General features: G+C 67.3%; 22 protein-coding genes and 1 pseudogene. 9 read left to right on the top strand and 14 right to left on the bottom strand.

Annotated features, from left to right (window positions below; genetic code table 11):
• Positions 1 to 36 precede the first annotated feature (36 nt).
• The 5 genes from AWC06_RS07775 to AWC06_RS07760 all read right to left on the bottom strand — a co-directional run bounded on the left by AWC06_RS07775 (position 37) and on the right by AWC06_RS07760 (position 6,342).
• Positions 37 to 1,236, bottom strand: coding sequence for a DUF222 domain-containing protein (locus AWC06_RS07775; protein WP_085196025.1), 1,200 nt, complete (start codon positions 1,234 to 1,236; stop codon positions 37 to 39).
• Between the two features lie 182 nt (positions 1,237 to 1,418).
• Positions 1,419 to 3,668, bottom strand: a complete 2,250-nt coding sequence (locus AWC06_RS07770) for a SulP family inorganic anion transporter (RefSeq protein ID WP_085196023.1) — start codon at positions 3,666 to 3,668, stop codon at positions 1,419 to 1,421.
• A 96-nt stretch (positions 3,669 to 3,764) separates the two neighbouring features.
• Positions 3,765 to 4,946, bottom strand: a complete 1,182-nt coding sequence (locus AWC06_RS07765) for a PPE family protein (RefSeq protein WP_085196021.1) — start codon at positions 4,944 to 4,946, stop codon at positions 3,765 to 3,767.
• 122 nt (positions 4,947 to 5,068) lie between these two features.
• A complete protein-coding gene (locus tag AWC06_RS24045; protein ID WP_483406799.1) occupies positions 5,069 to 5,464 on the bottom strand; it encodes a hypothetical protein in 396 nt (131 codons plus the stop codon).
• A 110-nt stretch (positions 5,465 to 5,574) separates the two neighbouring features.
• Positions 5,575 to 6,342: a DUF2127 domain-containing protein gene (locus AWC06_RS07760; RefSeq protein ID WP_085196019.1), complete on the bottom strand. Its 768-nt coding sequence runs from the start codon at positions 6,340 to 6,342 to the stop codon at positions 5,575 to 5,577.
• Between the two features lie 68 nt (positions 6,343 to 6,410).
• Between AWC06_RS07760 and AWC06_RS07755 the strand changes: the two genes are divergently transcribed.
• Positions 6,411 to 7,085 (top strand): cation diffusion facilitator family transporter, encoded by a 675-nt coding sequence (locus AWC06_RS07755; RefSeq protein ID WP_139819950.1) that lies wholly within the window; start codon positions 6,411 to 6,413, stop codon positions 7,083 to 7,085.
• A gap of 2 nt (positions 7,086 to 7,087) precedes the next feature.
• Here AWC06_RS07755 and AWC06_RS07750 read toward each other — a convergent pair whose 3' ends face one another.
• Entirely contained in the window at positions 7,088 to 7,864 is a 777-nt protein-coding gene (locus AWC06_RS07750) for a GAF and ANTAR domain-containing protein (protein ID WP_085196017.1), read from the bottom strand.
• Positions 7,865 to 8,077: 213 nt separating this feature from the next.
• Between AWC06_RS07750 and AWC06_RS07745 the strand changes: the two are divergent.
• Positions 8,078 to 8,401 (top strand): annotated as a pseudogene (locus AWC06_RS07745) (STAS domain-containing protein); the annotation flags it as partial.
• Here AWC06_RS07745 and ctpC read toward each other — a convergent pair.
• From ctpC to AWC06_RS07725, 4 genes are all read right to left on the bottom strand, one after another.
• Positions 8,398 to 10,548, bottom strand: coding sequence for a manganese-exporting P-type ATPase CtpC (gene ctpC / locus AWC06_RS07740; protein WP_085196013.1), 2,151 nt, complete (start codon positions 10,546 to 10,548; stop codon positions 8,398 to 8,400). The pseudogene AWC06_RS07745 and the gene ctpC overlap by 4 nt on opposite strands.
• 10 nt (positions 10,549 to 10,558) lie before the next feature.
• On the bottom strand, positions 10,559 to 10,840 hold the full coding sequence (locus AWC06_RS07735) for a DUF1490 family protein (RefSeq protein ID WP_085196012.1): 282 nt from the start codon (positions 10,838 to 10,840) through the stop codon (positions 10,559 to 10,561).
• A gap of 183 nt (positions 10,841 to 11,023) precedes the next feature.
• Positions 11,024 to 11,704, bottom strand: coding sequence for a TIGR03089 family protein (locus AWC06_RS07730; protein ID WP_085196081.1), 681 nt, complete (start codon positions 11,702 to 11,704; stop codon positions 11,024 to 11,026).
• A gap of 34 nt (positions 11,705 to 11,738) precedes the next feature.
• Complete coding sequence (locus AWC06_RS07725) at positions 11,739 to 13,205, bottom strand: LCP family protein (protein ID WP_085196010.1); 1,467 nt, start codon at positions 13,203 to 13,205, stop codon at positions 11,739 to 11,741.
• Positions 13,206 to 13,274: 69 nt separating this feature from the next.
• On the opposite strand from AWC06_RS07725, the gene rfbD reads away from it, so the two are divergent.
• Genes rfbD through manB form a run of 3 tightly spaced genes read left to right on the top strand, consistent with a single transcriptional unit; the run spans position 13,275 to position 16,121 of the window.
• Positions 13,275 to 14,162 carry a dTDP-4-dehydrorhamnose reductase gene (gene rfbD, locus AWC06_RS07720; RefSeq protein ID WP_085196008.1) on the top strand — a complete coding sequence of 296 codons (888 nt, stop codon included), beginning with the start codon at positions 13,275 to 13,277 and terminating at the stop codon, positions 14,160 to 14,162.
• Complete coding sequence (locus AWC06_RS07715; RefSeq protein ID WP_139819949.1) at positions 14,131 to 15,042, top strand: glycosyltransferase family 2 protein; 912 nt, start codon at positions 14,131 to 14,133, stop codon at positions 15,040 to 15,042. Before rfbD ends, AWC06_RS07715 begins: the two co-directional genes overlap by 32 nt.
• 2 nt (positions 15,043 to 15,044) lie before the next feature.
• The gene (gene manB / locus AWC06_RS07710) at positions 15,045 to 16,121 is read left to right on the top strand and encodes a mannose-1-phosphate guanylyltransferase (RefSeq protein WP_085196004.1); all 1,077 of its coding nucleotides are present in this window, start codon (positions 15,045 to 15,047) and stop codon (positions 16,119 to 16,121) included.
• Here the strand turns inward: manB and AWC06_RS07705 are convergent.
• From AWC06_RS07705 to cofD, 3 genes are read right to left on the bottom strand one after another with little or no spacing between them, the layout of a single operon-like run.
• Entirely contained in the window at positions 16,103 to 16,648 is a 546-nt protein-coding gene (locus AWC06_RS07705) for an NUDIX hydrolase (RefSeq protein WP_085196002.1), read from the bottom strand. The two genes, manB and AWC06_RS07705, sit on opposite strands and share 19 nt — an antisense overlap.
• A complete protein-coding gene (locus tag AWC06_RS07700; protein ID WP_085196000.1) occupies positions 16,645 to 17,988 on the bottom strand; it encodes a coenzyme F420-0:L-glutamate ligase in 1,344 nt (447 codons plus the stop codon). The genes AWC06_RS07705 and AWC06_RS07700 overlap by 4 nt, the downstream gene beginning before the upstream one ends.
• A complete protein-coding gene (gene cofD / locus AWC06_RS07695) occupies positions 17,985 to 18,977 on the bottom strand; it encodes a 2-phospho-L-lactate transferase (RefSeq protein WP_085195998.1) in 993 nt (330 codons plus the stop codon). The genes AWC06_RS07700 and cofD overlap by 4 nt, the downstream gene beginning before the upstream one ends.
• A 292-nt stretch (positions 18,978 to 19,269) precedes the next feature.
• On the opposite strand from cofD, the gene AWC06_RS07690 reads away from it, so the two are divergent.
• Positions 19,270 to 19,638 carry a WhiB family transcriptional regulator gene (locus tag AWC06_RS07690; RefSeq protein ID WP_139819948.1) on the top strand — a complete coding sequence of 123 codons (369 nt, stop codon included), beginning with the start codon at positions 19,270 to 19,272 and terminating at the stop codon, positions 19,636 to 19,638.
• 11 nt (positions 19,639 to 19,649) lie between these two features.
• On the opposite strand, the gene AWC06_RS07685 is transcribed toward AWC06_RS07690, so the two are convergent.
• Positions 19,650 to 20,072: a metallopeptidase family protein gene (locus AWC06_RS07685; protein WP_085196077.1), complete on the bottom strand. Its 423-nt coding sequence runs from the start codon at positions 20,070 to 20,072 to the stop codon at positions 19,650 to 19,652.
• Positions 20,073 to 20,233: 161 nt separating this feature from the next.
• On the opposite strand from AWC06_RS07685, the gene AWC06_RS07680 reads away from it, so the two are divergent.
• Genes AWC06_RS07680 through AWC06_RS07670 form a run of 3 tightly spaced genes read left to right on the top strand, consistent with a single transcriptional unit; the run spans position 20,234 to position 23,219 of the window.
• Positions 20,234 to 20,671, top strand: a complete 438-nt coding sequence (locus tag AWC06_RS07680; RefSeq protein ID WP_211281924.1) for a DUF3499 domain-containing protein — start codon at positions 20,234 to 20,236, stop codon at positions 20,669 to 20,671.
• Between the two features lie 56 nt (positions 20,672 to 20,727).
• The gene (locus tag AWC06_RS07675) at positions 20,728 to 22,128 is read left to right on the top strand and encodes a phosphomannomutase/phosphoglucomutase (RefSeq protein WP_085195994.1); all 1,401 of its coding nucleotides are present in this window, start codon (positions 20,728 to 20,730) and stop codon (positions 22,126 to 22,128) included.
• Positions 22,125 to 23,219, top strand: a complete 1,095-nt coding sequence (locus AWC06_RS07670) for a TobH protein (RefSeq protein WP_085195992.1) — start codon at positions 22,125 to 22,127, stop codon at positions 23,217 to 23,219. The genes AWC06_RS07675 and AWC06_RS07670 overlap by 4 nt, the downstream gene beginning before the upstream one ends.

Genomic DNA, 23,219 nt, shown 5'->3' with positions numbered 1-23,219 from the left:
CACAAGGACAACCGTCGGCGTCAATCGAAGTCAGAGTCAGACCGCCACCGCGAGCGACATCTGATCCTCTCTGTCGACGTCGCACAGATCGGCGGGGCGGTCGCAATTCGGGAATCGGCATGTGAGATCGCGACAGCGCACGAAATCGGCCAGGGCCTTGGACGGTCGGTAGTTCGGTTCGGGCGGGCTTTGCCCCGGATGGGTCAGCGGCCGCAATTCGACGGCGCCGCGGGCGGCGAGCTCGGCGAGTAGCGATGCGGGCACAATCGGACCGCCCAGCACGACACCGGGATTCGGCGCCAGGTCGGCGGGCGCATCGATTTGGTCGACAGGTCGCGGGCTGGTGGCCTCGCGGACGAGCTCGGCGAACCGTTCGGGATCGCATACGACCTCTGGTCCGCCATCTCCAGGCCGTTCGCCATTGAGGTCCCGGGTTTTCGCGGCTTCGAGCGCGGCTTCCTGCGCCACCACATGCACCACAACGGATGTTGGCGTGGCGGTTCTGGCTGCCGGGCAATCGGTTTCGCCGCAAGCGCACGCCAGCGTGGACTGTTCGGCGGCCAGGGCGCCCAAGGCGTCGGCGCGACGCTGATCGATGGTGCGCGGATCCTTGTCGCAGACTGTATGCGCTAACGCGGTGAGCCGGCGATCCAGAACTGTGGCGTCGGTGGAGTAGAGGTCGCCGGACAGCCAGGCGATGCCTCCGTGATGCTCGATGTCGACGTAGCGGGATCGCACCGCGGTCTCGGTGCGCCGGCGCGCTGCGGGATCGTGGCGCTCGACCAATGCGTCGATGGCCTGCTCGGTCTTTTTGTGCGAGAGCCCGCCCCACGCCGTGATTGCTTCGGCCAGCTCCGCATCGATGGCCGCTAGTACTGCGGGCTCGAGTGCCAGGTGGGTGCGGTTCACGATCGTGCGGACGGTCCAGTAGGAGATGGCGCCGGTGGCGAATACCGCGGCGACCTTGGGCAGCCGCTGGTGCAGGCAGATCGCGTGGTGCAGCGCCACGCTGGCCGCTGCGGCCGTAATTCCCTGCGCGGCAGCCACTTCAGCCGCGACGGATTCCCACGGGTCGATACGCCACAGCTCGCGACCGTGCCCGCCTTCGACCGGGATCTGACGGCGCTCATAGAGTTCGGCGATTGCAGCCAGCCGCCTCGCGCAGGCGATGTTCTCGGCACGGGCCGAGTCGCCAATGGTCGCCACGACAGCTGCGTCGGGAACTCCTTCGAACATGTGTTCGACACTACCGCCTCGGTCCGCCAAACGCTCGTCCGACAAGCGCCGCCTGTGGATGAATCCCGGACTGTGGATAACGCGCACGGTCTGGGGCGTGGCAGGAACCGGGAACCGGCAGCATCGGCAAGCGGGCGGCCAAGCTCTGCGGCACTGACAACGCGCCGATCGACGCCGCTCGGCTACTGCGTGCGAGCAGGCTCAGCGGGGCACACCAGCCCGTTCTGATCCACCTCGTACACATGGGCCGTCGAGATGTCGAAAAACATACCGACGACCTGTAAAGCACCGGAACCAACCGCCGGGGCCAAAATGTGATGACGTGTCAACCTGTCCACCTGCATGGCCACATTCACGATGCCCAACTGATCCACTTCGGTGAAGCCGTTGGACTCAGCGCTCGCGCGCGCCGGATGGCGATCCCGGTACGCGACGAGACTGTCGTGTGCATGTTCGAGCCACTGGCCCATGGGTGTTGTCGCCTGGTCGGTCGTGTCGTCCAGTAGCGCCGTCATGGCGCCGCAGGACGAATGTCCGCACACGACAGCCGAACTCACGCCCAGCCGATTGAGCGCGAAGTCGAGTGCGGCATCGACCGATCGGTCGGGGGGATCGATCGGTATCAGGTTGCCCACGTTGCGGATGGTGTACAGGTCACCGGGCCCGCTGGCGGTGATGACGTTGGGCAGTATCCGTGAGTCGGCACATGTGAGGAACACCGCATAGGGACACTGCGAATCGGTAAGCCCGGCGATATGCGGGTGCAGCATGGCCGCGCCATTGCGGTGGTATGCATCGATGCGGTCGAGGATCGAAGCGTTGCCATCGCCGCGGTGATTGCTGCGCGTCGACCGCCACGGGATCAGTCCGATCGGCTCGGGTGCGAAGTGGCGCTTCGGCGGACCGGCGTGCGCGTGGTGGAGCTTCGCAGGCGTCGACTCCACGATGGCCACCACTCCGCCTCTCGCCTCGTGGGCGCGTTGCCAATCGGAGATGGCCTCGGACACGGAGTCGTCGATGTAATCCGCGTTCAGGTTCAGTGTCACGTCCGACCCCTCCGGCACTGTCGACAGCACTGCGGTCAGGCGGGGCAAGAGTAAGAAGCTCAACGTGCCATCGATATCGACGCGCCATTGCTTCGACTCCTCGCCCCCAACCGGTTTGACCTCGACGGGCGCGCGTACCACCCTGACCAGGAGGAATGCGACCGCAACGGCAAGTCCGATGGCTACGCCTTCCAGCAAGTTGAGGAACACTACGCAGAGAATGGTGACGCTGTAGATCGCGAAATTGCCGGTGCGCCAGGCAAGTTGAATGTGGGCCAGCGTGACGAGACGAGCGCCGATCACGATGAGCAGGCCGGCTAGCGCGGCCTTGGGAATGAGTTCCACCAGCTCGGTGAACAGCGACGCAAACAGTAGGATCCACACGCCGTGTAACACCGCTGACATACGGGTGCGGGCACCGGCGGCCACGTTGGCCGAGCTGCGGACGATGACACCGGTGATTGGCAGCCCACCCAGTAATCCCGACACCACGTTTGCGCTACCTTGCCCGATTATCTCTCTGTTGAAGTTCGTGCGCGGGCCATGATGCAGCTTGTCGACACCGACCGCGCACAGCAACGATTCGACGCTGGCGATCATGGCGATCGTGAGGACGCCGACGGCTATGGCGCCGACCTCGTGAACCCACGGCTGACCTCCCGGAGACATTTCGGGCAGCTGGGGCAGGCTAAGGGACTCGAAGAAGCTGCCCGAGAGAGCGATTCGCTCGGTATTGAGGCCACCAACAATCGCCAGCGCGGTCGCCCCGACGACGGCCACGAGCGGGCCCGGAATGATGCGTACCTTCGGGGGCACCTTCGACCACAACAACAAAATGGCGATGACCGTCCCGCCGACGATCACTTCGTGCAACTCGTGATTGAGAATGCCGTCGGGCAACGCCACGATGTTCTGCCACGCCGAGCTACGCGACGAGCCACCCATCAGAACATGAACCTGCTGCAACACGATGGTGATACCGATGCCAGCCAGCATGGCGTGCACCACGACCGGGGCAATCGCCAACGCGGCGCGGGCCATCCTGCTCAAGCCGAATGCGATCTGCAGCACGCCGGCCCCAATGGTCATCAAGCACAACATCGGCCAACCGAGCTCATCGATCAACCCGGCGACCACCACGGTAAGACCCGCAGCCGGGCCGCTGACCTGAACCGACGACCCGCCGAGCATCCCGGCGACAATGCCACCCACCACCGCAGCGATCAAACCGGCGGCGAGCGGGGCCCCAGACGCAATCGCGATCCCCAGCGAAAGCGGCAGCGCGACAAGGAAAACGACGAGCGATGCGGGAAAATCCTGCCGCAAATTGTGCAGGATTGAATCAGATTTGCCCGCATTGTTGACGTTATTGACTGAGACGTTCAGAATTCCACTCCTCGAAGCCGATCAAGACGAAGTCGATGGTGCCTGACGCGGACGCTGCGGTGCCGATTCGCGTTGCGCCCGGCCATGATTTGTTGGTCATCCGCCTGCCGGCCACCGCGGAAGCATGTTGGGGCGTGGCAGGAACCGGGCACCGGCAGCATCGGCAAGACGGCCTGCGCCGTTGCCGGCCATGCCCGTGATCGGCATCACGGGCACACCTGCTGGCCCGGCTGGGCCACTTACCGGGACAGCATTCAAGCCGCCGGAAGCCGACAACGGTGCGGCGGTAGAACTCACGGCCGGGACCGTTGCGGCCCAGCTCTGCGGCACTGACAACGCACCGATCGACGCCGCCCGGCCCAGGCCCGCCGCGACCGTCGACCCACCCGAGCCGGCCGAGCCCGCTGCGCCTAGGCCCCCGCCGAGTGCCGAGCCGAGGCCTCCACCCAGCGCAGCGCCAGCTGCCTTTCCGGCGTCTTCGGCGGCCTTGGCCGCTGGCATCAGCGCTTTCCCGGTCGTAAGAATTGAGGTTATCGTCGAACCCCACCTCGCCCAGAGGTGCGGATCCGTAGTGATCGTCGTGAACATCTTCTGAAGCGCGTCTGGTACGGCCGGTGTCGATGGCGAAGGAGATGCCGCTTCTTGCAACGCGATTGGGACCGCTGATGTCAGTCGCGACAAGGTCGCCTGGGTCTCCGCCGACGTGCCGGCGGCTTGGGCGAGTGCGGTACCTTGACTGGCCAGTCCGGCCGGATTGCTGGTAGCCGGGGGCGGCGTAAACGGCGTCACCTTCGAGGCCGCCGCGGAGGTGGCCGCGTAGCCGTACATCGCGGCGGCGTCTTGAGCCCACATTTGGCCGTAGTGGAACTCGGTGGCCGCGATTGCTGGAGTGTTTTGACCCAGGATGTTGGTAGCGACCAGTGACATCAGCAGCATGCGGTTGGCGGCGATGACAGGCGGTGGCACCGTCATCGCACGTGCCGACTCGTAAGCAGCTGCGGCGGCTGTGGCCTGGATTGCGGTCTGTTCGGATTGGCTGGCGGTGGTGTGCAGCCACGCAACGTACCGTGCCGCCGCGGCCGCCATCGACGCCGACGCTGCGCCCAGCCACGACTCGGTGATCAGTTGCGAAGTCGTTGACTGATAGCCTGCCGCCGCCGTACGCAGCTCCGCGGCCAGCCCGCTCCAAGCTGTCGCGGCAGCCAACATCGGCCCCGAGCCGGGGCCGGAATACATTCGTGCGGAATTGATTTCCGGTGGTAGTGACCCAAAATCCATCGGTGAAGTCCTCCTTGAAAAGACATGCGTGTAGGAAAACCGACCCACCGGCGACGGGTATTGAGGCATGCCCCCCCGCAAGCCGATTCGGGCGGATTGGTGTGATTGGGGGCGCGAGCCGATCAGCGACGGGCGATACAGAACTGGGTCAAGAGTTCTTGACCCGCAAGGGAAGACGTAGGCACACCGGCTCCGGTTGTGCCGAATCTGACCGACAAAGTGGGTACGGAAACCTGTGACGACGACAGCCGCAACGAACGCATCCGCGGCGGTAAAGCGCGGTGTCGCTTTACGATGTTGAACGACTTGTGGACTGCGGGCGACGAATCGTGATCCGGATCCGCGTGCTCTATGTCATCGACGCCCAGGGACATCACTGGCGATGGAGGCGGGACAGACGTTGCGAGCTCGAATCGCACCAGCCCATATCCGATGACACAGACCACAACACAGACGGCGACGGCGATGGCGACGATCGACCGTAGCCATGGGGGCCTGCATCTGTCGGTGAACTTCACAGTGCCGCAAATGTAGCAGCGGTTCGGCAGCGTTTTGCTCGTCGCTGAGTTGGCGAGAAGGGATTCTTTGAATATTCATTGAAGATAGTCACCAGCCGGATACCGGCTGTTCACTGCGCGGCTTCCTGCAGGCTCGCTCGTTCGACGGTAAGCAGACTTTCGGTTCGATGCTCCTCTCGGTACGCCTTGGCGCCCCCGTTGAGCCCGAACAGCCGCTTGCTCCACAGCAGCCATATGACTGCAACAATGTTGATCAACAGTGCAATACACCGAAGGACCGTCAGCTTCTCGGTGAGCTCGTAGATTTCCAGCGGGAGGAACACGCTGGTCGCGATAACTGCGAAATACTCGCCCCACCGTCGCATCAACCACAACCCGATCGCCTCGACGAATTCGATCAACGCGTATGCGGCGAGGCCCACGGCGATCCACACCAATGTCGATGCCGACAGCGTGAATGCGTGCGCGATGTGGCGAACGATCTTGGAGTTGTCCGGATTCCACCCGAGCTGGTTCGCCAATGGCCTGAGCAGGGGAAGATCTTGCTCGAACGCACGATGCAACCGTTCGCGCGATCCCATGACCTTGAGCACGCCGGCCGCCAGCAGCAAGAGGATGACGCCTCGAACCGCGCGCTCGACGGCCAGTGCTCGCATCAACGTCCGATCGCGCAGCAACCGACCGCGGGGGATTTCCGGTGCGGTGTTCGCCGGGCCGCTGCGGCGCGGTGGGCCCACGACGAACGTCTCGCAACGCAAACAGCGCCAGGCTTCCCCGGCGGGAGTATCGACCCTTAAGCGGTCGCGGAGCTCCGGCTCGTCGGGGTCAAACGTCGCGTGCCCGCGCAACCCACACGAGCGCAGCGCAAAATCCACCATGAGGGCAGTCTTGCGTGTGACTGGGTGTCCTGTGTGCGGGCTTGCGCTATTGGCCTTAACATCGCCTGATGGCCAGCACCCAGCCGATCGGCACGTCGGCCGAATTACTTGACCATGCCTGCCCGTCCCTGACCAGGGACGGAAGCTGGCGGCGCAGTGCCAGGTGGGCGCGGCGGCTGGCCTGGGTCAGCATTACCGCGATGCTCGCAGAGGGTGTGGTGGGGCTGTGGCAGGGTCTTTCGGTCGGATCCATCGCGCTGACGGGTTGGGCGTTGGGCAGCCTGCCCGAGGCACTGGCCAGTGCGATGGTGGCGTGGCGGTTCTCCGGCTCGCGACTGCTGTCCGAGACGGCCGAACGGCGCGCCCAACGTGGTGTGGCCTTGTCGTTTTGGCTCACAGCCCCTTATATCGCTGCCGAATCCGTGCATCACCTGCTTGGCGAACACCACGCCGACACCTCGGTGATCGGTATCGTGCTGACGGCCTTCGCCTTGGCGCTGATGCCAACCCTCGGTCGGGCCAAGCACATCCTCGCCGAGCGTCTGGGTTCGGCGGCCACCGCGGGCGAAGGCACCCAGAACTACCTGTGCGGTGCGCAGGCCGCAGCCGTCCTGATCGGTCTTGCGGTCAACGCCGTCTGGTCCGGCGGATGGTGGCTCGATCCCATGATCGGGCTGGGCATCGCCGCCGCGGCCGTCTGGCAAGGCGTCAAGTCATGGCGCGGCCGGTACTGCGGTTGCTGACCCTATGAGCCCGCCGCCGCTATGTTCGGGTGATCCTCGTCGACGGCGAACCATTTGTTGAGCAGCACTTCAAGCTGGCCCTGTTGTTGAGCCTCGACCAACTCGGCTGCCACATGTCGAAGCTTGACGTTCTGCTGCTGGGACGCCCGTCGTAACAGATCGAATGCGGCGTCGCCGTCACACGAAAACTGCCGCATCAGCACGCCCTTGGCCGCGCCGATCAGGTCGCGCGTAACCAGCGCGGCGTGCAGGTGCTCGACCAGTTGTCGTGAATGGTCATACAGTGCGGCGTTGTCGAACGTGGTGCCCGCGTGCAACGCGAACAGCAGCACCAAGTCCATGACATGCTCGGTGAACTGATTGGGACGGCTCGAGAACAGCGTGCACCCCACGGCCGGTCGACGCGTCGCGGGTAGCGGCAGCGCCAGACAACTGCGAAAGCCGGCGCGGCGCATCCGCTCCCCGAATCCGGCCCACCGCTGCTCAGTTTGGGCGTCCTCGACTCGGCGCGGCTCGCGGTAGCGCACCGCCTCGAAAATCGGACCGTGCCACGGGCGGGGCTCATCGGGGTAATGGGCGACCTCGGCAATCTCAGCGCCGGCCACCGTCTCCAGCTTGTCTGGCGCCAGCTCCACGGTCACCGTGGCGTGTTCGCACGCCGGGATTGTGCGCACGGCACGTTTCACCAGCCGGTCGACCACACTGGTCACGTCATCGTCGTCAACGAGCCTGCCTACCTCGGCCAGCTCCCGCGACAACGACCGCAGCTGCTCATCCATTCGCCTCACGCTACGCCGGCAGCAGGTTTGGCATGCGGTGATACGGTTGGGGGCGCGGTTGGACCAGCAGCCATTGCGACGTCCGGTGGAGCGATCCCCGAGTTCATGCTTTGCGGCTGATTCAGCGTGTCTTGACCGCGGTGCCCCGGCGTCGGTCTCCCTTGTCACCGACGAACCGAGGAGTGCGCGACGACCCCATTCGCTGTACACCGAGAAGAACTCGACGACATGATCGTCCTGCATGTACGGGGCGAGCTGGACATATCCAACGTTGAGCTGCTGGAGCGGGCGCTGCAGCACGCCTGCGCCGGGGGCCAAGCCCGGGTAGTGGTCGACGCGACCGCCATCACGTTCCTCGCCGCTGCCGGTGTGATGGCGCTGGTCCGCGCGCAGGGGCGTTGCCTGGCCCGCGGTCTGGATTTCGCGGTGGTGGCCGCCGGGCGGGCTGTGCTTCGCCCGCTACAGGCGACCGGCATGGATCAGCTCGTCACGGTATTCCCCTCACTGGAAGCGGCGCGCCGGGCCGATCGCCACTAGTTCAAGCGGTAGCGGATCAGCCGGGAGCTGTTGGCCACCACTGCCACCGATGACGCGTTGTGCAGGATGGCCGCCAGCACCGGTGAGAGTGCGCCGCCCGCCCCGATCAAGAGCCCGGCGGCGTTGACCGCGATCGACATGCCGTAGTTCTCGCGGATGACGTCGACCGCCCGGGCGCCCAGGTCGCCCACGTCGAGCAGCCGCTGCAGGTCGTCGTTGGCCAACGCGACGTCGGCGGTCTCGACCGCGACGTCCGTGCCGGCCAGTCCCATGGCGATCCCGATGTCGGCGGCAGCCAGCGCCGGAGCGTCGTTGATGCCGTCGCCGACCATCCCGACGACGTGGCCCTCGTCCTGCAGCGCGCGCACCACCTCGAGCTTGTCCTCGGGCAGTACCTCGGCGCGCCATTCGTCGATGCCGAGCTCGGCGGCGACCACCTTCGCGATCTCCGGATGATCGCCGGTGAGCATGATGATCCGGCGGATTCCGTTGCCGCGCAGCTTCTTCAAGACGGCGGTAGCTTCTGGCCGTACTTCGTCGCGCAGGCTGATCAGGCCGACCAGTGTGCCGTCGACCGCGAGCAGCAGGGGGGTTTCCGCCTGGCGTCGCAGTTTGTCGACCCAGTCGGCGGCCTTCTTCGACACCTTGACGTTTTCGGAGCGCAGCAGCGACGGGCTGCCCAGCAGCAGGGTCCGCCCGTCGGCCCACGTGCGCATGCCAAGGCCGACCAGCACCTCGCATTCCTCGTGCGGCGGGATGATGATGCGACGTTCCTCGGTGGACCGGATCACCGCCTCGGCCAGCGGGTGGCGAGAGTGCAACTCCGAGCTGGCCGCATAGGCGAGCACCTGCTCGGGCTGCCAATCCTTATGTAGGGCAATTATATTCGTTACCACCGGACGACCCGCGGTGAGTGTGCCGGTCTTGTCGAAGACGATCGCGTCGACCCGGCCGGCCTGCTCCAAGTGCGAGCCGCCCTTGATCAGGATGCCCCGGCGCGCCCCGTTGCCGATCGCTGCGCTGATCGCGGTCGGCGTCGACAGTCCGACTGCGCAGGGGCAGGCGATCAGGAGCATGGTCATCGCCCGCCGCACATCGCCGGTGATCGCCAGGGTGATCGCGGAGACGACGAACGAGATTGGAACGAAGCGACGGGAGAAGTTCTCGCCGACGGTTTGAATCGGCGCCCGATCGTGTTGGGCCTCTTCGACGCGCGTGATGATGCGCCCGATCGCCGTGTCATTGCCGACGGCGCGTGCCCGCACCACCAGGCGTCCACGCAGCACCACCGACCCGGCGTGCACCACCGACCCGGTGACCATGCTGACCGGTAGGGTCTCGCCGGTTATCGCCGACTGGTCGACGATGGCATCGCCGTCAACGACCTCGCCGTCGACCGGGATGGCCACGTGGTCGTGGACCACCACGTCGTCGCCGATCTCCACGGTGTCGATCGGCACCTGTACCTCGTTACCGTCACCGAGACGAATCCACGCCGTGTCCGCCCTGCCGCGCAACAGATCCGAGATGGCCCGTCGGGTCCGCCGCAACGTCAGATCCTGAAGGTACTCACCGATATTGAGCAGCCACAGCACGGTCAGCGCGACCACGTTCTCCCGCAACACCAGACTGGCCACCGTCGCCGCGGTCACCAGCGCATCGGTGCCGGCACGTCCGGAGCGCAGCGATCGCAGTGCGCCGCGAAGGAACGGATAGCCCATGAACACCGTCGCGCCGGTCGCAACCAGCTGGCCGGTCGGGCCGAGCAGTGGCGGTCGGTTGAAGACATAGCGGCGCACGCCCAGCAGTGCCAGCGCCGCGCCGCCGATCACCATACGCAACACCTCGGCGTTGCGGACGTCGGACGAACGCGGTGTGCGCGCCGGGATCAGCTCTGCGGCAACATGTTCGGCCGAAGTGATCGCCGCCAATACCGCCGAGCGATCGCAACGCCTCGGCGAATACCACACGACCACAGAACCGGTATGCGGATAGGCGTGGACAGTGCGCACCCCGTTCTGCCGGTCCACCGCCTCCTCCACGGCGACCGCGCGTCGGGAGTTCGAGCGGACCCAGGGCACCTGCACCCGCATCCGTCCCGCCGCGTCGGAAACGACCACCAAGTCGGGGCAGATTGCAGCCGTCATCGCGGGCGAATCAGTGCTGGTGCTGATCGTGGTCGCCAATCGCCGGAGGCGCGGCCTCCTCGCCGATGCGCTCGCGGGCCTCCGCCACCACGTCGGCGAACTTGAGCCGGGCCGACTCCGCTGCTTCCTCGGCGCGCCGAGTACCGCGCAGGCCCCACTCCGTGGCGGTCACCGCGGCGTTGTGAGCCTGTGGTGTGCCCACGGCCTTTCGCAGCAATTCGTAGGCGCTCACCCCGACCAGGCCGGTGACCACCGTCCCCGCCGCCTTCCCCAATAGCCCGTGCACCAACATCGCTGCGCTCCTCCTATCAAGCTGATTCGCACCCGACGTTAACATCGAAATATTGCGATATCAATATGGATCGTCTTCGCCGTCCGCTTCGAGTGTGCGCTGGCGGCTTCGAGCGTGCGGTGGTGGCGGGATTCCGGCGGAATTCCCGCCCAGGACGCACAGTCAACGAGGCGGGCCGGGAACTTACTCGAGGACGCGGGTGACCTTCTCGGTCTCCATCCGCCGGGGCAGTGCGGCCGGATCGGCATTTGCGACCTGCACCAGCGAGGCGCCGACCGCGAGCACGGCCAACAGGCCCGCGATCAGCTCGTCGGGCTGATCCCAAGACGCCGTCGATAACACCCGATCGGTGGCCGTCAATCCTTTCTCCTGTGCCGAGTGTTGACAGGCGGCAAGCACCTCGTCGACCGATCGTCCGGCCAGCGCCGGGCCGGGATGGCGTTCGGCGACGATCTGGTCGCCGTGTACTCGCACCGCAGTCGCATAGTCGGTGACCCCGACCGGCACGTCGGGCGCTGGACGTCCGAACGGGTCCAGCGACAGCACCGCCACTTCACCTGTCCCGACCGCGGCGTCCGCCTCATCGAGCCGGTCGGCTGTACACAACGCGACATCGGCCGAAGTGCCGTCGAGGATCACCTCGGCGCCGATCCACCACACGCCGAACAACACCGCCGCCGTCTGCCAATGAGCCGGCAGCAACACCGCCACCCGGTTGGCCGGCCCGGCGCCCAGCTCGTCGCGTAATAGGTTGCCGGTCTTGGCCGCCCAGTTGGCCAGGGTGACGGCGGAAAGCTCGATGCGCTCGCCGGTGGCGTCGTCGTAGTAGGTGATCCGGGGTCCGACCGGATCGGCGCGCAGCATCGGGTCGAGAATCGCTTCGCTGAGCGTGGTCACCTCAGTTGACACACTCGGGGTGATCGGAGCCGGCGGTCAGGATCGGCGAGGGCGGGGGAGCGGTGCCGTCGTCCGAGCCTTGGCTCGACGAGCCCGCGGCCTTCGTGGTGGGGCTGTCGGCCAGCCCCGATCCGGGGCCGGTGTAGTCGTTGGCCAGCACCACCCGAACCGACCCCGGGGGCACCTTCGGGTTGGCGATGACGGGCAGCCCGCCGAGGTCCTTGGCGACGGCCTGCGCGCCCAAGTCGTCCGGTTTGGCGGCTTGCACCTGGCTGCCCGACACATGGCCGCCGTCATTGTTGCCGACGGTGCCGGCGGTAAACCCTTTGGCGGTCAACACTTCTGACACCGCGGCGGCCAGCCCGTTGATGTCGGTGTCGTTGAACACGTTGGCGGTGGTCTTGGCCGGCGTGTAGGCCAGCTCCTCGGTCTTGCCCTGGGCCTGATCGTGCAGCAGGCCTTCGACCCACTCTTGAACCTGGTGGGGATCCACCCGCACCACACTATGCATGCCGTCGTCGCTCCAGCCGGCCTCGTCGAGCACGGGGATGGTGGCGAAGGCGACGTGACCGGCGGCGAGCTTCTGCAGCTGCGTGACGAAATCCATGACGTCCCAGCCCGACGACAGCACCACCGAGCGCTGGATGGCCTGCTGCAGCCGGGTCATCGTCGCCGGGCTCGACAGCGTCTTGCCGGAGATCACCTGGTGAGCCAACGCGGCCATCACCGCCTGCTGGCGCACCACCCGGTCCAGGTCACCCCGCGGCAGGTCGTGGCGCTGGCGGACAAAGCTCAGTGCCTGCGGGCCGTTGAGCTTCTGCCAGCCGGCCGGAAAGTCGGCGCCCGAAAGGGGCTCGTACACAGGCTCTTTGAGGCATACGTCGACGCCACCGAGGGCATCGGTGATGAGTGCGAAGCCCAACAGTCCGATCTCGGCGTAATGGTCGACGGTGACACCAGTGAGGTCGGCGACCGTCTTGATCAGGGCCTCGCGGCCGGCCTCTGTGCCCTGCGCCTCGGCCTGCGCCGGGTCAACACCGGACTCGACCAGGCTGGCCCGCTTCTCTTCTTTGACCTGGCCGTAGACGCCGTTGATTTTCGTCTTGCCCAGCCCCGGCGCCGCCACGTAGGAGTCCCGTGGGATCGAGATCGCGGTCGCCGACTTCCCGTTGTTGGGGATACGCACCAGGATGATCGTGTCGGTGTTGGTGGCCACGTCGTCGCCTGCGCGCAGTGTTGCCAATTCCTTGGCGCTCAGCGGATTTCCGTGCGCGTCGGTGCGGCTGTCCATGCCGACCAGCAGGATGTCGATGGCCCCGTCGTCGCCGCCCTGGCCGAGCGACGGAGCGAACATGTGAAATATCCCGTCCTCGAATGAGCGGACGTTGTTCCAGGCCACCCCGGTGCCGAGAACGACCGCCACGGCCGCTACGGTGGCAATCACACGAACCACACGGTGCGCAGGCATCACTTCAGGCTACTTGTGTCACAGCGGTATCCCGAGTAGCCCCGTGCGTCGGCGTGCCAGACTCGGGGGATGTCCAGCAGAGTTGTTATCACCGGTGCCGGTGGCCAAGTCGGCAGCTTTTTGGCAGCCGAGGCCACCCGGCAGGGCCGCGATGTGTTCGCGCTGACCTCGTCGCAGTGGGACATCACCGACCCGAAGGCCGCCGAGAAGTTCGTCGAGCCCGGCGACGTGGTGGTCAACTGCGCGGCCTACACCAACGTCGACGGCGCCGAGGGTGACGAATCGACCGCTCATGCGGTCAACGCCGCCGGCCCGGAAAACATCGCGCAGGCATGCGCACGCGCCGGCGCGCGGCTGGTTCACATCTCCACCGACTACGTGTTCAGCGGCGACTTCGGTGGATCGGCGCCGCGTCCCTACGAGCTCGACGACGAGCCCGAGCCACTGAGTGTCTACGGGCGCACGAAACTGTCCGGCGAGCGGGCTGTCCTGGCGGCCTTGCCGGAGGCCGTCGTGGTGCGCACCGCGTGGGTGTACACCGGCGGGACCGGCAACGACTTCGTCGCGACCATGCGCAGGCTGGCCGCCGGTGACGGCATCGTCGAGGTGGTCGACGATCAGGTCGGCTCGCCGACGTATGTCGCCGATCTGGTCCCCGCGCTGCTGCAGGTGGTCGATGGGCAAGTGCACGCGCCAAAAGGAGTCGTACATGCCGCCAACGCCGGCGCGGTCTCCCGGTTCGGGCAAGCCCGCGCGGTGTTCGAGGACGTCGGCGCCGACCCGGCGCGGGTGCGGCCGGTGAGCACCGAGCAGCGGCCGCGGCCGGCGCCCCGGCCGCCGTATTCCGCGCTATCCAGTCGACAGTCCGAACAGGCCGGCCTTTCGCCGCTGCGGCCGTGGCGAGACGCGCTGAGCGCGGCGCTCAATGCACGACCGTTACCCTCTACGCGTGAGTGACGTCCTGCCGGTTGTGACGGTGACCTATTCCCCGGGCCCGCATCTGGACCGGTTCTTGGCGTCGCTGTCCCTTGCGACCGAGCGGCCGGTGAGCGTGCTGATGGCCGACAACGGCTCGACCGACGGGACGCCGCAGGAGGCGGTCGAGCGCTACCCGGGCGTGCGGTTGTTCTCGACCGGGGCCAACCTCGGCTACGGCAGCGCGGTGAACCGCGCGTTGGCCCTCCTCGATGAAGAAAGGGGGGCTGCCGAGGAGTGGGTCATCGTGGCCAACCCGGACGTGCAGTGGGGACCGGGCAGCATCGACGCTCTGCTCGACGCTGCCGCGCGCTGGCCGCGCGCGGCCACGCTGGGCCCGCTCATCCGCGATCCCGACGGGTCGGTATACCCGTCGGCGCGTCACCTGCCGAGCCTGATCCGCGGCGGCATGCACGCCGTCGTCGGACCGCTGTGGAAGAATAATCCGTGGTCGACGGCCTACCGCCAGGAGCGACTGGAACCCAGCGAACGGCCGGTGGGTTGGCTGTCGGGGTCCTGTCTTCTGGTGCGGCGCAAGGCCTTCGATCAGGTCGGTGGTTTCGACGAGCGCTATTTCATGTACATGGAAGACGTCGACCTGGGTGACCGGCTCGGCAAAGCCGGCTGGCTGAACGTCTATGTGCCGTCGGCGGAAGTGCTGCATCACAAGGGCCACGCCACCGGCCGTGACGAGGCGCAGCATTTGGTGGCTCATCACCGAAGCACCTACATATTCCTCGCCGACCGGCATGCTGGATGGTGGCGCGCCCCGCTGCGCACGGCGATGCGGGCCGGGCTGGCCTTGCGTGCGCGGCTGTTGGTGCGCAGATCGCGGCGCAACATGCTTGAAGGACGGCGGTGAGAATGGCACGTCCCCAGGTTGATGCCGTCGTCCTGGTCGGCGGCAAAGGCACCCGGTTACGGCCGTTGACGCTGTCGGCGCCCAAGCCGATGCTGCCCACCGCGGGGCTGCCGTTTGTGACCCATCTGCTGTCGCGGATCGCGGGGGCCGGCATCGAGCACGTGATCCTGGGCACCTCGTATCGGCCTGCGGTGTTCGAGGCCGAGTTCGGTGACGGCTCCAAGCTCGGGCTGCAGATCGAATACGTCACCGAGGAGCACCCGCTGGGCACCGGCGGCGGGATCGCCAATGTCGCGGGCCATTTGCGGCACGACACCGTGATGGTGTTCAACGGCGACGTGCTCTCCGGAGCCGATCTGGGGCAGCTGCTGGACTACCACCGCGAGCAGCGGGCCGACCTCACCCTGCATTTGGTGCGGGTCTCCGACCCGCGCGCATTCGGATGCGTGCCCACCGAAAATGGCCGAGTCACAGCGTTTTTGGAGAAGACGCAGGATCCGCCGACCGACCAGATCAATGCGGGCTGCTATGTGTTCTCCCGCGAGATCATCGACCGCATCCCACGCGGTCGCGAAGTGTCGGTCGAGCGCGAGGTGTTCCCTGCGCTGCTTTCCGACGGGGGCGTAAGTGTGTGCGGTTACGTCGACGCCAGCTATTGGCGCGACATGGGGACGCCGGAGGACTTCGTCCGCGGATCGGCGGACCTGGTGCGGGGCATCGCTCCGTCGCCGGCGTTACGCGGCCATCGCGGCGAACAGTTGGTGCACGACGGCGCAGCGGTCTCCCCCGGTGCGGTGCTCATCGGTGGCACAGTGGTCGGACGCGGCGCCGAGATCGGGCCCGGCGCCCGGTTGGACGGCGCGGTCATCTTCGACGGCGTCAAGGTTGAGGCCGGCAGTGTCATCGAGCGCTCGATCATCGGGTTCGGCGCTCGCATCGGCCCGCGGGCGCTGATCCGCGACGGAGTAATCGGCGACGGCGCCGACATCGGTGCGCGCTGCGAGTTGTTGCGCGGTGCGAGGGTGTGGCCCGGGGTTTCCATTCCGGACGGCGGGATCCGCTACTCCAGCGACGTGTGAGCCGCCTGGGCGACCAGGTACGCCAGCGCGTCGTCGGTGCCATCGGGCAACGCGTCGGCCGGCCACCAACGCAGGTCGACCGACTCGTCGCTGACGGCGATCTGCGCCCCGGCCGGCGCCCGGGCGACGAACTGCAGGTCGAGGTGGCGGGTGGGCACACCCAGTGAGCAGGTGACCGGGTGGACGTGCAGGGCGACCAGGTCGGGCGCGATACGCAGGCCCGCCACGCCGGATTCCTCGGTCGCCTCGCGCAGCGCCGCGGCGACGATGTCGTCGTCGCCGTCCTCGCAATGGCCGCCCAGCTGCACCCAGCGGCCCAGCCGCGGGTGCAGCGTCAGCAGCACGCGGCGACCGGAGTCGTCGAACACCAGGGTGGAGGCGGTGACGTGGCCGGGCACGCACCCCCGAAGGCAAGCGTCGTCGCGGGCATGCAAAAACGTCAACACGGCATGACGCAGCGAGTCTTGCGCCGGGTTCGGTGCTTGCCAACCGGACAGCAGGGCAATGGCCGACTGCCGAACTGTCACTTGCGAACCAGCATGTCGTTCACCGGCGCCGGTGGACGCGGCTCCGTGGTCGGTTCCTGCGGATAGCCAATGGCGATGGCGCCCAACGGTTCCCAATCGTTAGGCATCCCCAGCTCGTCGCGGACCAGATCGGCGGCGAAGATCGTCGAGCCGATCCAGCAGCTGCCCACTCCACGCACTGCCAGCGCCACCAGCAGGCCCTGGACCGCGGCGCCAACCGCGACGGTGAACATGGTGTGCTCGGCGTCGGTGCGCGCGGCGTCGGGATAACTATGCGCGCCGTCGGGCACCATTATCGGGATCACGACTTCGGGTGCGTCATAGAGGATCTGGCCGCGCGCTACCCGGCGCTCGATGGCATCGGCGGACTTACCGTCGCCGGCCAGATCGGAGCGCCACTTGTCCCGCATGCGATCCAACAGCCGGGCGCGCCGCGCCGGGGTCTGCAGCCAGACGAAGCGCACCGGGTGGGTGTGGTGCGGAGCGGGCGCGGTGAGCGCTTCTGCCACCGCGGCCTCGATCAGGTGCTGCGGCACAGGCTCATCAGCGAATTGGCGTACCGAGCGACGGACCAACTGCGCTTGGCGGCGGCCCAATTCCACGGCTTCGGCGGTTCCGAGCCAAAACAAGTCCTCGGTTCCCGCCCGTACCAACTGTCGGGCCGTCGAGCCATCGTCGGACACCGACAGGCCCCGGATAACGGCGACCGGGACTCCAGTCAGCTTGCCCTTGACCAGATCCGCGGCCGCGGCGATCTCGTCGGCGACGGCGACCTCGGTGACAACCAACTCGTTACCGTGAGCGTCGAGCGCGCCGGCATAGCCGTGCAGCACCGCCAGACCGGCCGCGCCGACGGCCGCGTCGGTCTGGCCGTTGCGCCAAGCGCGGCCCATGGTGTCGGTCACCAGCACGGCGACCGTCACCCCCAGCCGATCGTGCAACCCGGCGCGCAGGGCCGCGGCGCTGGCATCGGGATCGACAGGCAGCAAGGCCAATTCGGCCGCACCGACATTGGATCCGTCCACCCCGGACGCGGCCTGAACCACGCCCAGGCGGTTCTCGGTGATCAGGGTGCGGCCCTTGCGGGCCAGGACGCGAACAGCCTCGGCGTCGACCAGCTTGCGCCGCAGCGTATCTCGTGCTTCAGGGTCGTTGGGCGCGCTCACCAGCCGGCCCTCGCATTTGGACACCACCTTGCTCGTGACCACCACCACGTCGCCGTCGCGCAGCCACGGCGCGGCGGCGGCGATCGCGGCAGGGAGGTCGTCGCCGGGCCGAAACTCGGGAAGCCCGGTGACGGGCAGGATTTCGATTGTCGACGCGGTCCCGTGTTCGGTCACGCTGCCACGCCCGCAAGGTCCAGCCCGGCGCTCACCATGGCGGCCGTTGCTTCGGGATCGGTCATCACGAGTGGTATCGAGCACACGGCCACCCCGTCGATTTCGGCGTGGTCGCCCTCGTGGATCAGCCAGCAGTCCAGGATGCCGGTGCCGGTTCGCGCCCCGTAATGCCGACCCACCGCCTCCGCGGTGGAATCCACGCCTATCACGCGCAGGCAGGCATCTGCCATGCCGCGCAACGGTTTTCCACCGATGATCGGCGAGTAGCCGACCACGGGGGCCTTGGCCGACCGCAATCCGGCGCGGATGCCCGGGACGGCCAAGATGGCGCCGATACTCACCACCGGGTTCGACGGCGCCAGCAGAATGATGTCGGCGTCGGAGATGGCTTGTTCCACTTCAGCCGTGGCAGTGGCGTTCTCAGCTCCGATGAACGCGAAACTGTGTGTCGGCACCTGGGCGCGGTGGCGCACCCACCACTCTTGGAAGTGGATCGCACGTTGGCTGTCGTCGACGGGATCGGTGATGACGACATGGGTTTCGCACCGGTCGTCGCTGGCGGGCAGTAGCCTCGCCCCGGGCTTCCAGCGATCGCACAGTGCCGCGGTGACTTGCGAGAGTGGGTAACCGGCACGCAGCATCTGGCTGCGCACCAGATGGGTGGCCAGGTCCTTGTCGCCGAGCTGAAACCAGTCGGGCTGCACGCCGTACCGAACCAGTTCCTCCTTGGCGTGCCAGGTTTCGTCCCGATGCCCCCAGCCGCGCTCCGGGTCGACGCCGCCGCCCAGGGTGTACATGCAGGTGTCCAGGTCCGGGCAGACGCGCACGCCGTGCATCCATGCATCGTCGCCGATGTTGACGATCGCGGTCAGTTCGTGGTCGCCGACGGGTGTATGCGCGGGCGCAAATTGGCCCAGACCCAGCAGCTGCTGCACACCGAGGAGAAAGCGCGCGCCGCCGACACCGCCGACCAGAACCGTGACCTTCACATCGCACGACAGTACGCCCGGCGGAGGGCGCGATCGGGGGGCGGCGCGACACGCCGAGGTCTCAACGGCCGCAGTGCGGCCAAAAAACGGTCACGAGATGATATGGAATTCTTGCGAATCGCTTGACCGCGGCTCCTTACGAGTGTGTAATCACATCAGTGTCATTTCCCGGTTGGCCGGCCGGATTCGGTGTCGCAGACCGAGATTCGATCATTTGTTCGAATTGAGATGGCCGCACATCAAAACAGTGGCGTCATTCACGATCAATCGAAACCAGGTGAGGAGGCGGAGCATGTCCTATGAGTACCTTCGGGGCCTGATGGAAAGCGCACCGCACACCACTACCGGCTCGCCGATGACCGGGGCCACCACCCGGCCCCATTTGAGTGTGGTGCCCGACGTGCCTGAAGTGCCCGCAGTGTTCGAGCCCGCACCGGCCACCACCGACCAATGGCAGGACCGCGCCCTGTGCGCGCAAACCGACCCCGAGGCTTTCTTTCCCGAGAAGGGCGGCTCCACCCGCGAGGCCAAGAAGATCTGCTTGGGCTGCGAGGTGCGGACCGAGTGCCTGGAATACGCACTGGCACACGACGAGCGCTTCGGCATCTGGGGCGGGCTTTCCGAGCGGGAACGCCGCCGCCTCAAGCGCGGCATCATCTAACCGACACCTAATTAATCGTCGTCGATCGTGGGGTCGATGACCGAGGGTTCGACGTCCAGATAGGTGGCGACCTGGGCCACCAGAATCTCGTGCAGCAATTCGGCGAGTTCCACCGTGTCCTTGGCGCGCCGCTCGATGGGCTTGCGGAACAACACGACTCGCGCCCGAGTGGCGCTGCCGCGCACGTCGACGCCGGCGCCGATCAACCGGGCCAGCGCGATCGGGCCGTCGGCGACAACCTCGGGCGGCCACTGCACACTGTCGGGATCCTTGGCCGAAATCCGGGGGATCTCATCGACGGCCACGTCGAGTCCGGACAATCGCTCCTGCCAACGTCGCTCGATGGGCTCGTAGGCCTCCAGCACCGCCATGTCGAATCGCTCGGCGCGGCTGCGCCATCCCGGCACCGTCGGTGGCAGCAACGGCCCGCGCATGTCGCGGCCGCGGCGCGAGACCCGTCGACGCACCAACCGGTGGCCGCGCCGGGAGCTGCGCGAATCGCCCACCCGGCGATGGTAACGGTTGAACATCGGGCCTCCGGTGAATGCGCGTGTCCGGCGCTATGGGGACGTTTCCGCACGATAGCCTCTCGATCGTGAACGTTCCGCGTCGCTGTTGCCGGCCCGGGTGTCCGCACTACGCCGTGGCGACGCTGACGTTCGTGTACTCGGACTCCACCGCGGTAATCGGCCCGCTCGCCACGGCGCGGGAGCCGCATTCCTGGGACTTGTGTGTCAGCCACGCCAGCCGCATCACCGCGCCGCGCGGGTGGGAACTCGTCCGCCATTCCGGGCCGCTGCCCACCAATCCCGACGAGGACGATCTGGTCGCCCTGGCCGACGCGGTGCGCGAGGGCCGCGACGCCATCGCCGCGACCGCGAGCTACCCGCAGCCCGGGCCGCCGCCGGTCAACGGGTTCGTCGAGTCCAACGGCCACCACGCCGGTTCCAACGGCCAGCACACGGGTACACCGGTCGCCGGCAGCGGGCGGCGGCGCGGCCATCTGCGGGTGTTGCCCGACCCCACCGACTAGTACCGCCACCCGGCTAGGCTGACGGCCAAGAGTCCCCGTCGTCTAGGAGTCCCTTGATGTCACGGCCCGCAGCGGCTGTTCACCGTGTGATCAAGGCCTATGACGTTCGCGGTCTGGTCGGTGAGGAGATCGACGAATCGTTCGCCCGCGACGTCGGCGCCGCCTTCGCGAGGTTGATGCGCGACGACGGCGGCGCGCGGCGAGTAGTGATCGGCCACGACATGCGGGACAGTTCGCCGGGCCTGGCGGCCGCGTTCGGGAGCGGCGTCACCGCCCAGGGTCTGGACGTGGTTCGGATCGGTTTGTCGTCGACCGATCAGCTCTACTTCGCCTCCGGGCTGTTGGACTGTCCCGGCGCGATGTTCACCGCGAGCCACAACCCGGCCGCCTACAACGGCATCAAGCTGTGCCGGGCCGGAGCCAAACCGGTGGGCGCGGACACCGGCCTGACGACAATCCGCGACGAGCTCATCGCCGGGGTTCCGGACTACGACGGGCCCGCGGGGACGGTTTCCGATCGGGATGTGCTGGCCGACTATGGAAGACACCTGCGCTCGTTGGTGGACACCACCGGGCTGCGTCCGCTGCGGGTCGCCGTCGATGCGGGCAACGGGATGGCCGGCCACACTGCGCCCGCCGTTCTCGGCGCCATCGAATCGATCACCCTGTTGCCGTTGTACTTCGAACTCGACGGCTCGTTCCCCAACCACGAGGCCAACCCGCTGGACCCGGCGAATCTCACCGATCTGCAAAAATACGTCGGCGCCGTCGATGCCGATATCGGGCTGGCGTTCGACGGGGACGCCGACCGCTGTTTCGTGGTCGACGAGCGCGGCCTGCCCGTGTCGCCGTCGACGGTGACCGCTCTGGTCGCCGCCCGTGAACTCAACCGGGAAATCGGGGCGACCGTGATTCACAACCTGATCACGTCCCGGGCGGTGCCGGAGTTGGTGGTCGAGCGCGGCGGCACACCGGTGCGCTCCCGGGTCGGACACTCCTACATCAAGGCGCTGATGGCCGACACGGGTGCGATTTTCGGTGGTGAGCACTCGGCCCACTACTACTTTCGCGACTTCTGGGGCGCCGACTCGGGCATGCTTGCAGCGCTGTATGTGCTGGCCGCGCTCGGTGAGCAGGACCGGCCGTTGTCCGAGCTGACCGCCGACTACCAGCGTTACGAGTCCTCCGGGGAGATCAACTTCACCCTGAAAGGCTCCGTCGACGCCGACTCGGCCACCGAGGCGGTGCTGAAGTCCTTCGGAACCCGCATCCACTCCATCGACCACCTCGACGGGGTGACGGTCGACCTCGGCGACGGTTGCTGGTTCAACCTGCGCAGCTCCAACACCGAACCGCTGCTGCGACTCAACGTGGAGGCGCGCTGTGCCGAGGACGTCGACGCCGTCGTTCAACAAGTCAGCGAACACGTCGTGGGTCAGCCGGAGGCCGTGACGTGAGCCCGGCGCAGGCCACCATCGACCTCGACGACACCGAGAGACTGCTCGAAGCGGATCACGACGGGCTGTTGCGGGCGGCGTCGACGGCGGGCGCGCAGGTGCGCGCGACCGCTGCCGCGCTGGACGAAGGCGCGTTGGACTCGGTGCGCGGCGACGACCGTCCCCGCACGGTGATCTGGGTGGCCGGTCGCGGCACCGCCGAGACCGCAGGCGCCATGCTGTCCGCCACGCTGGGCGGCTCGGCCGCGGCGCCCATCGTGGTCGCCGCGGAAGCGCCGCCGTGGATCGGGGCGCTCGACGTGCTGATCGTGGCCGGCGACGACCCCGGCGATCCGGCGCTCGTCGAGGCGGCCGGCACGGGCGTGCGGCGGGGCGCGCGCGTCGTTGTCACGGCGCCGTACGAGGGTCCGCTGCGGGACAGCACGGCCGGTCGGGTGGCGGTTCTCGCGCCCCGGATGCGGGTGCCCGACGAGTTCGGGTTGTGCCGATACCTGGCCGCCGGGCTGGCGGCGGTGCAGAGCGTCGACCCCAAGCTCGGGATGGATCTCGCGGCGGTGGCCGACGAGCTCGACGCGGAGGCCCTGCGCAACAGCGCCAGCCGTGAGGTGTTCACCAACCCGGCCAAGACGCTGGTCGAACGCATGTCGCGGCGCCGCGTCGTGCTGGCCGGCGACTCTGCGGCGACGTTGGCACTGGCCCGGCACGGGTGTTCGGTGCTGCTGCGGATCGCCCACCAGGTGAGTGCAGCGACCGGGCTGGCCGACGCGTTGGTGTCGCTGCGCAGCGCGGCGGCATCGGGGCCGGGCGACGCCGCGGATGCCCTGTTCCACGACGAGCAGATCGACGGGCCGCTGGAAGAGCGGCTGCGGGTGCTGGCCCTGACGTTGGCTGCCGAGCGCACGGTCGTCGCGTCAAGGGTCGCCGGGCTCGACGACGTCGACGTCATCACCGCAGCCGAGGTTCCCGACGCGCCTGATGTGGAGCCTGGCGCGGCCGGGCTGGTCGGCGCACAACGGGGCGAGCAACAGCTGGCAATATTGGCTGTCCGGCTGGAGATGGCCGCGGTTTATTTGCGACTGGTGCGGGGATAA

Source organism: Mycobacterium fragae (assembly GCF_002102185.1).
Classification (GTDB): domain Bacteria; phylum Actinomycetota; class Actinomycetes; order Mycobacteriales; family Mycobacteriaceae; genus Mycobacterium; species Mycobacterium fragae.
This window is presented reverse-complemented; position numbering and strand designations above follow the sequence as displayed.